The sequence below is a fragment of the Roseofilum halophilum BLCC-M91 genome (genome assembly GCF_030068445.1).
Taxonomy (GTDB): domain Bacteria; phylum Cyanobacteriota; class Cyanobacteriia; order Cyanobacteriales; family Desertifilaceae; genus Roseofilum; species Roseofilum halophilum.
Genome location: NZ_JAQPOK010000102.1, coordinates 1 through 6,523 on the forward strand (window position 1 = coordinate 1; position 6,523 = coordinate 6,523).

General features: G+C 45.3%; 5 protein-coding genes, 1 other RNA gene and 1 pseudogene. All 7 read right to left on the bottom strand.

Going from position 1 to position 6,523, the window contains the following annotated elements; translation table 11 throughout:
- Positions 1-371 precede the first annotated feature (371 nt).
- Complete coding sequence (locus tag PJF56_RS14195; RefSeq protein WP_283763340.1) at positions 372-3,305, bottom strand: EAL domain-containing protein; 2,934 nt, start codon at positions 3,303-3,305, stop codon at positions 372-374.
- A 44-nt stretch (positions 3,306-3,349) separates the two neighbouring features.
- Positions 3,350-3,907: a CPBP family intramembrane glutamic endopeptidase gene (locus PJF56_RS14200; RefSeq protein WP_430540891.1), complete on the bottom strand. Its 558-nt coding sequence runs from the start codon at positions 3,905-3,907 to the stop codon at positions 3,350-3,352.
- Positions 3,908-3,988: 81 nt separating this feature from the next.
- Positions 3,989-5,038 (bottom strand): DUF3326 domain-containing protein, encoded by a 1,050-nt coding sequence (locus PJF56_RS14205; RefSeq protein ID WP_283763342.1) that lies wholly within the window; start codon positions 5,036-5,038, stop codon positions 3,989-3,991.
- Positions 5,035-5,211, bottom strand: coding sequence for a hypothetical protein (locus PJF56_RS14210; protein WP_283763343.1), 177 nt, complete (start codon positions 5,209-5,211; stop codon positions 5,035-5,037). The genes PJF56_RS14205 and PJF56_RS14210 overlap by 4 nt, the downstream gene beginning before the upstream one ends.
- A 167-nt stretch (positions 5,212-5,378) precedes the next feature.
- A complete protein-coding gene (locus PJF56_RS14215; RefSeq protein WP_283763344.1) occupies positions 5,379-5,702 on the bottom strand; it encodes a 2Fe-2S iron-sulfur cluster-binding protein in 324 nt (107 codons plus the stop codon).
- 132 nt (positions 5,703-5,834) lie between these two features.
- Positions 5,835-6,018: non-coding RNA, 6S RNA (gene ssrS, locus PJF56_RS14220), on the bottom strand.
- A 55-nt stretch (positions 6,019-6,073) separates the two neighbouring features.
- Positions 6,074-6,211 (bottom strand): annotated as a pseudogene (locus tag PJF56_RS14225) (5-(carboxyamino)imidazole ribonucleotide synthase); the annotation flags it as partial.
- Positions 6,212-6,523 lie beyond the last annotated feature (312 nt).

A 6,523-nucleotide genomic window follows, 5' to 3' on the forward strand; every position in this document is an offset into this window, starting at 1 on the left:
ATACAGCGCTTCGCGCGGTAATGGGTAATGGGTAATGGGCAGAAGGGAAAACCATTTTTTACGCTATGCGTGCCCATTCTTCAGGCTTTTCATGGGACAACACTCTCAAGGAACATTTCGATTACTGTACCTCATAACATCGAAAAACGCTGTAAGTAATGAGTAATGAGTAATGAGTAATGAGTAATAAGTAATAAGTAATAAATAAATCACGGGAGCAAGATGCTCCCACTCCAGTAATATCAAAGAATTGGAGGAGTGCGGGCATCTTGCCCGCTTCTTAAGCTCCAGTAATATCAAAGAATTGGAGGAGTGCGGGCATCTTGCCCGCTTCTTAAGCAATTAACCGGATTTGATATAATTTTTAATTTTTAATTTTTAATTTTTAATTGATACAACAACTCCCTCGCCGCCTCCTGCTCCAAGGGTTTCGCAAACAGATACCCTTGTCCATAATCACACCCCAACTCCTGCAACTTCTGCTGTTGTTCCACCGTTTCCACCCCCTCAGCCACCACTCGCATCGACAAACTATGGCCCAAATTTACAATTGATTTCACCAACTCCCAATCTTTCTCCACCTGAGAATGTAAAGGAATAAAAGACCGATCGATCTTCAAAGTATCAATCGGAAACAACTGGAGGCGACTTAAACTCGAATGCCCCGTACCAAAATCATCAATACAAAGATTAACCCCTAACTCTTGCAGTTGGCATAATTGACGCACCACCGAGTCCAAATTTTCCATCATCAACCCCTCCGTAATTTCCACTTGGAAATAGCTCGGTGCTAAGTGATGACGCTGCAAAGATTGAATAATAATATCCACCAATCCCGCTTGGGAAAACTGACGACCAGCCACATTCACATTCACATAGAGCGAATCCAACCATAACCCATCCGTTTGCCACTCCTTAATTTGCCTACAGGCTTCATCAATCACCCATTCTCCTATGGTGACAATTAAACCCGTCACTTCCGCCAAAGGAATAAACTTACCGGGACTAATGACTCGATCCCCCTCAGTTTTCCAGCGTACCAAAGACTCAAAGCCAGTAATTGTTCCCCTATGCAAACAAACAATCGGTTGATAGTATAAACAAAACTCTTGGCGATCGATCGCCCGGCGTAAATCCATTTCTAACTGAAACTGACATTCATCCACCGGCCGCATGGTACTATCAAACAATTGATGATGATTTTTCCCCCTGCGTTTAGCATGATAAATCGCCGTATCTGCATCTTTGAGTAACTGTTCAGCATCTTCATACACCAACCCCGTAGAAGCATGATGGGATAAAACAATGCCAATACTGGCGCTCATAAACACTTCATGACCTTGCACCCAAAATGGCTCATTAATAAAGGCTTCTTCCATGCAATCAGCTAAGTCCATAATTTCATCATAATTCTGAATTTCTGGAATTAGCACCGCAAAATCATCCCCATTTAATCGAGCAACAATCCCACAATTAGCGATATAGCTTTCTAAGCGTCTGGCCACACTAATCAACAGTTGATCTCCCACAAAGTGCCCCAAGCTATCATTAATAATCTTAAAACGATTAAGATCGATCATTAAGACAGTGAAAAAACGACCCGGTTGTTGGCGAACTTTATTTAAACAGTCTTCAATTTTCTCCATTAAGGCAGAGCGATTACACAAGCCGGTTAGGGGATCGTGAAACGCATGATATTCTAAAATATCTTGAGCTTTTTTGCGCTCGGTAATATCTTCAATAGTTCCTTCTAAATATAATAATTCACCTTCTGGATCTCTCACCCCATGACAATTTTCAGAAATCCAGATCTGGCTGCCATCCGAGCGATAAACTTGATATTCAAATCCTAAAATTTCTCCATTTTTCTCGATCGCAGAAATCAACTCATCTCGCCGGATTGGTTCAACATAGAGTTCGGCTTGCACATTATCAACCGCTTGCATCAGAGATTCGGCACAGTCATACCCTAAAATTTTAGCAAAGGCAGGATTAACACTAATAAATTTTCCCTCTAAAGTCGTTTGAAAAATTCCTTCAATGGCATTTTCAAAAATACTATGATATTTCTTCTCTGCTTTGATCAAAGCGGCTTCGGTTTCTTTGAGTTCCGTAATGTCTGTTCCTGTCCCCATTAAGCGCACTCTTTGGTTTTGCTCATCTTTTTGTACCGTACCCCGCAGCAAAAACCAGCAAACTTGACCATTCTTATGGACTAACCTTTGAGTGATTTCGTAGTTTTCAATTTCTCCTTTAACGGCTCGATTGATTTGGCGAATCAGACTTCTTTTGTCTTCACTATAGATTCGTTCTGACCAGTCTTCTAACTTAGGATTATTTTCTTCGTGATTATATCCTAATAGTTTTTGTAAGCTGCTATCTAACTTAAACGTATTTTCCAGTAAATCCCATTCCCAAATCCCTACTCTTCCCGCTTGGGTTGCTAGTTCATAACGCTTTTGGCTCTTTTGTAGAGCTTCTAAAATAGTTTCGCGCTCAGTAATATCTAAACTGACAGATTGAGTGCCAATAATGTCTCCATGGGCATTATAGATGGGGGTTTTGATGGCATGAAAATAGCGGGGATAATCGCTAGTCGGACAATACTGGTAATCCACCCGATCTAAGATGTTTCCTGTTTCCTGAACCCATCGATCTTCGCCCATGATTTTTTGGGCGAACTCTAGAGGATAAATTTGATCTAAGGATTGACCGGTGACTTCTGACCATTCTTTGCTAATCATCTTTAAAAAGGCTTGATTGGCAAAGGTTAACTTGCCTTCGAGATCCACCCGATAGATGATTTGGGGTAAAACATCAGCTAAGGATTGATAGTAAACATGGCTTTCCCGCAGCAGTTCTTGGAGTAAGAGGTTAAAGCTGGTGAGTCGATCTAAACTTTTGTCTAAGGAATTTTGAGTGCTTTGTAGCTTCTGGATCAGGGATTTGTTGCAGTCTTGGCTATGGCCGATCAAGAGGGCAATACTAAACATGAGGAACCCTGATAAACCCAATTCTAAAGGGGTATGGGGAAAAAAGGAGCGATCGCCAGGAATAAAGTGATAATAGACCAGGAGCGTATTCACCAAGAGGGCACTCCCTAACCCCACATTCAACCCTCCCCAATAGGAGACCATCATCAGAGCCAGTAGAATGCTAATTAAGGGATAAATTTCCTGTAACCTGAGAGTGTTGAACCCTTCTAAAGGCGCGAACACCAAGCTAAACAAGAGTAGGCAACTCCATAAACCCAAGGCGGTTAGAGTTACTCTAATTTGATGGAAATGATATTGCTGTGGTATCACCTGAACCTCCTAGCTGAATTCAAAAAGCCGGAGTAAGTTGAAGATTAAGCACTTAAGTTGGATGGATTGCCCATTTTCCAGGTGAAACTAGAGACTAGATTCGTGAGAATATGGGCCAAAATTGGAACCAACAAATTACCCGTGGCTAAAGCACTATAGCCTAGGGCCAGTCCGACTAAGGTTGCCCAAATAACATATGGCCATTGGTTATTCCCACTTAAGTGTAAAACACCAAAACAGAGGCTTGATAAAATCAAACCAGTAAAGTTAAACCCTAGGGCAGGGAGCATCACCCCTCGAAAGAGGAATTCTTCGCTGAGACCAGGTAGCAGTCCTAACCAGAGGATATCGGGATAGGTCAAGGGATTAAGGACAAGGCCGAGATAAACGTCGGCGCTTTGGCGATAGGCGGGCCAGAGGCGATAAACTAGGGCACTAGCAGCCGTAATTCCGAGGCCAAGAACGGCACCGATCGCCAGTTTATCCGGTTGCCATTGGGCGCGAAGATGGTCGGTTGGACTGATCGCTAACCACACTTTGGCGACAATCAGCAGAATCACAGCAGTTACTCCCATGGCAATGAGAATTTGCGATCGCGTCATCGGTTCTAAGTCTGGATTATGTTGGTCACTCACGGCGTTTAGATAAAGAAAGGTCAATTTTGGGGTCGTTTACCCCTGATCCTATAGAGGGAATAGGTGAGGTTGAAGAGATTCTAGGCTTACCCCAGACCGATGGGCAACTAAGACTCCAAGGGCTTCTAAATACGAGTTTACTCGCACTACTGGGATTTTGAGTGGTTCTGGAGGCGATCGCATCTCGGTCGTATTCTCATTAACAGCAATAATGCAAGTCTGGGTTTGACTTAACTTTAAGATAGCACTCCCTCCACAGGCGGTTGCGGGAATGACCACCGCATCGATTTGATCGGCCCAAATATCGGTGGGTTGGGGGCGATAGGGCGCTAGGGGAGTCAGCAACTGAGGGGCGCGACTTAAGCCGACTAAAACGCAAGGTAAAAAGGTATATCCCAGTTCTTCGGCTGCCGAACGGGGGGAGATCTGGGGGTTGAGGGGTAGGGGTTGTAGGGCAGGAGCATGGGCGCAGGGAATGCCGAAGGTGCGAACCACCAAATGGGAAATAATGGCTTCTACACCCGCAATAGGGTCTACTCCTTGCCCTTGGCGATAGTTTTGCAGGGCTTCGCTCTCGGCATCGTCGGGAAATCTGGCGACAACGGCGATCGCCTCTGCACCCTGTTCATCTTTCAGTTTTTCGGCTGCTCGTAGCAGGCTATCCGGGTTGCCCAGGGTTCCCCAACTGGCCTGACTTTCGCCCTGGGTTAAGTTCACCTCTAAGGGCGCGTCCGTCATCACATAGCCGGTGATCTTGAGTCCCAAGGTTGCCCGTGCTGCATCGGCGACTTGTAAATGGCGAGTGCGTAACTCTGGCTCCATCGCCCGGTCGAGAATTAACCCAATACGGTTACTTTTGACTGGGCGCAGTCCCCAGTGTTGACTGGCAAAGCGATCTAGGGCATAGCCTTCCACGTACAAGCTATTGGGAATATTCCAGTAGAGGGATGCGCCATTGAGAACATTGGGATGGGAAATGAGGCGATCGCTTATGGAGGCGATCGCCTTCGCTACCGGTAGAGCATCTCCCCCATAGCCCCCAATGGCTGCACCAATACCCGTGGGGATAATTAAGACAACCGTATAGGCACGCTTCACGCTTGCTCGATCACCACCGCTTCCACCGTCACCTTCTGCTGTTCTTCATCCACCGCAGTCACTGCCCAACGCAAGGGTTCGCCCCGCTTTTCCAGTTCCCCTTCAATCTCTTGATGCAGTTGGTTAGGCGTGGCTTGTAAATCGATTTCGGCCGTAATAAAGTGAGTCGTCATGTCTTTATTCTCTTGGTAAACAGACCAGATCTTGCCCTCATCCCCCGTCCCCTTCTCCCACAGGAGAAGGGGGGAAAAGTCCCTCTCGGAGTGGGAGAGGGATATAGGGAGAGGGCATTTCCAGTTTACATTTCATTAAAAATTCTATAGCACGAGTTCAGAATTTCCTATTTCCCAAACTGCGCGTCATAGACCTCATCCTCTTTTTCAGTCTCCAACTTAATATTCGATTGAGGATAAGCAGAACAGAGGAGAGCATATCCTTTTTCACGCAATTCAGGACTCAAGCCCATGGCATCATTCTCATCACCATAGCGCACTGTTCCTTCTGTCAGTAAGGCCGCACAGGTCTCACAGACTCCTGCCAAACAAGACTGGGGTAAATCTAGACCCTTTTCATTCGCCACCTCTAGAATTTTCCGGTCTTCAGGAACTTCAATCGTCTGAGTTGTTCCTTGGTGGTTAATTTCAACAGTAAAGGTTTTCGTCATAAGAATTGCGGTAGATAAAAACACAAGTACGCTTCTTTTCAGCGCGTTCTCGATTTTATCATTACTCCAGCACCTTGTAGCGTTAACTTCCCTCTTGCCTATTGCCTATTGCCTATTGCCTATTCCCTGATGAGATAGACCGCAACGCCGTCTTGCCTCAGCTTTTGACCTGGGGTTACCAGGTGGGTACTGAAGTCCCCGCATTCGTTTCCGAGTGCTGGCTCGGTTTACTGCTGCTAGGATCTGGTTCAGTTCCCTTATAAGTCAAGCATAGATCATAAAACGTTATTGGCAGTCACCAACGCCGCAGCCTATCTTAAGTGGTATTCTAAGCCAAATTCCTGTTGGCGGCTAGGGGGGATTAGAGATTTTTATCCCGGATACCATATTGATTCAATTTTTTTGGCGATCGCCACCCACTCCTCCCGTTTTGTGCTATCCGTACAGACGGTAACATGGCCTAACTTGCGCCCTGGCCTCCTAACTGCTGGCTTTCCATACCAATGCACCATCACCGCTCCCCCACCGTTCAAACTCAGATCGACTGTATTGACATAACCAAACCGTTCCTCTAAACTACCCCTTGACTAAGCGGAGGATCGATCCAAATTTTCCTTTACTTGCGCCACTCCCGTCGATCCCAAACGGATAAACAACATTATGCAATATAATTGGTTAAAAGCAGAAGTGTTGAATGTTAAGAATAGATGGAGAAAAAAGCTCTCAAATCTGGTAAGATAGAGAGCAGAAAAAAATAATAACTAATAACTATGTTAGTGAAAGTTCCCCCGTCTGTCAAAAAAATCTTAGCGGCTCTGCCC